Below are 1,650 nucleotides of genomic sequence, written 5' to 3' on the forward strand. Positions count from 1 at the left end.
CATCGATCTTTGAATCCGAAGTAATGGAGTTGATATCCACAGCAGAGCTGGAGATGACTTCTTTCACATCTCGTACTTTCCTGTCAAACACCACGCTGTAGCGGCTTTTCAATCTACTAGGTCTAGAGAAACCAGTGTTTTCCGGCCTATTAACGGCTAATAACCTGGACCGGGTGGTGCCGAGGTCTATCGCCGTCTCCGAATCAGCATACTGATCGATGGTGCTCAGAAACTCCGATATGTTGTCACTCAGCAGGACGTTTATATCGGAAATACTCTCCTCTAACAGAGATTCGTATTTCTCGAATTCTCTAATGATCCTAGGATCCCTATACCCCGACCTATCTATCTCCTCATAGAGGTTCTTAGCTACAGATTTAAACAGAGCTATCGCTAGTTCCTGATTGATGCCAAGAGCGAACACTCCGGAGATCAATTGATCTCTTAACGGGGACAGCGTAACTACGTCATTCAACTCTATCCTTGCGTTGATAGATAAGAGTAGGTCTATGGCTATTTTATAGAATCTTAACTTATCCTGGTCACTGAGATACCCCGGGTATTCATCGATACCTTTGGTGACAATGATACCTGCCCTTTCCGTAACTAACTTACCGATCTCAGACACAAAATCCTGTGCTATAATTCTACTGCTAATTAGCTTTCAACCGATGTCCTACCAGATCGCCCTGATTTTCACAGAAAATTCCAAGTCCGAAAAAGATTTGGGAAAAATGATCGACCACCTGGACTCCGAGCTATCCGGCGTCCCCGGAGTCGAGGTAAGCCAGCTCATTCTCGATCCGTCAAAGGTTTTCATTCCCTTGACAAGCTATAACCACCTTGTATTCTGTGGTTATGATCATACGACCCTCGCCTCCCTCCACTACGCCATGGACGTCGTCCCGGACGACGTCAGGATCGTTATGTATGACGAACCCGGAGCGGCGATTGACCGGGAGCTGAATACCCTGTTCTTTCGAGGTATCGATATGGGCAGGATTCCAGGCTCTTCTTCGACCCGTATCATTTATTCCTGGTCTTACAAGGACATTGTGAGCATCTCTCGTCAAGACGTGCTAAAATCGAGTAATGGATCAGGACTTTCTGGAACAACTAAAGGATCTGGCAAGTCTAAATCTGCCTCCCGATCTAGTTCGAGAAATAATCGATCACGACAAGTGGAAAGTAAGGGAGAAGCACAGGCACGAGAGGGAAATGAAGCTCCTGGAGATTCCGGAGAAAAGGAAGCAGGTACGTGATACGTTTAATCAGGACACCTCATATGGCAAATGTAAAGGCGAGCATGACGGGTTGATAGCTAAAGCCGTGGTGGCAGAGGGAGCACTGGTAATGGCCAAGAGATTGGAAAATCCTGACAATCTCCCTTTACCCCTCCTCTCCCTCCTCATCACAATCTCCTGGTGCGGAGAGAGATCGGTCAGGTGGCCCAAGGCTAAGGACATATCTTCTCTGGACCTTTTGGTCGATGACTTCAACCGCATGAGGAAAAAATACGGTGAAAATACACTAGAGGGCTGCATAAAACTTCTTTCTAAGTCCCTAGATATATGGAACACATCGGTTATTGAGGATAAAATAACCTCTGAAGACCCCCTGTATACCGAGTTGCATAAGTCTTACCCTTTC

The 1,650-nt window shown here is 46.4% G+C and carries 3 protein-coding genes; 2 read left to right on the forward strand and 1 reads right to left on the reverse strand.

Translation table 11 applies throughout. The features are described from left to right. Positions 1-628: hypothetical protein (locus tag EBR25_13805; protein ID NBW42044.1), on the reverse strand; the 628-nt coding region annotated here is incomplete at its 3' end. A gap of 106 nt (positions 629-734) precedes the next feature. On the opposite strand from EBR25_13805, the gene EBR25_13810 reads away from it, so the two are divergent. Further along, complete coding sequence (locus EBR25_13810; GenBank protein NBW42045.1) at positions 735-1,262, forward strand: hypothetical protein; 528 nt, start codon at positions 735-737, stop codon at positions 1,260-1,262. Then, positions 1,219-1,650: hypothetical protein (locus EBR25_13815; GenBank protein ID NBW42046.1), on the forward strand; the 432-nt coding region annotated here is incomplete at its 3' end. The genes EBR25_13810 and EBR25_13815, both read left to right, overlap by 44 nt.

This window comes from bacterium (genome assembly GCA_009926305.1).
In the GTDB taxonomy this organism is placed as follows: Bacteria; Bdellovibrionota_C; UBA2361; order UBA2361; family RFPC01; genus RFPC01.

Coding starts and splice junctions, on each gene's coding strand:
- EBR25_13810 (NBW42045.1), top strand. CDS start 735: ATGATCGACCACCTGGACTCCGAGCTATCCGGCGTCCCCGGAGTCGAG.